Source organism: Agrobacterium sp. MCAB5 (genome assembly GCF_052114365.1).
Taxonomy (GTDB): Bacteria; Pseudomonadota; Alphaproteobacteria; order Rhizobiales; family Rhizobiaceae; genus Agrobacterium; species Agrobacterium tumefaciens.
This window is the reverse complement of sequence record NZ_JBFREP010000380.1, coordinates 1-350: the sequence shown is the minus strand read 5'-3', so window position 1 is coordinate 350 and position 350 is coordinate 1. Positions and strand designations below refer to the sequence as shown.

The 350-nt window shown below is 64.6% G+C and carries 1 protein-coding gene; it reads left to right on the top strand.

The features are described from left to right. Positions 1-350, top strand: a 350-nt coding sequence (locus tag AB4Z23_RS29125; protein WP_441361390.1) for an amidohydrolase family protein, incomplete at both ends; no start/stop codon positions are given.

The window sequence follows — 350 nt, the reverse complement described above, 5'->3', positions numbered from 1 at the left end:
CTTGGCTGGACCGCCGTTTCCCGCAGGGCGTGGTGCGTCATCTGGACGAGATCGGTTTTCTTTCACCACGACTTGCCGTCGCGCATGGCGTGCAGCTTTGCGAGGACGAACTGGAGCTTCTGGCCGAGCGGGGCGTGCAGGTGGTGTCCAACCCATCGGCCAATCTGCGGCTGCGGTCCGGCGTCGCGCCATTGCCGCTCATGGCGCGGAATGGGCCGGAATTTGCGATCGGACTTGACGGAACCGGCTTCGGCGACGACCAGGATCTCTGGAGCGAGCTGCGGCTGGCCTATCTGTTGCATGGCGGACGAGAGCTTTGCCGCTCCTTCACGGCGGAAAGGCTCTTCGAC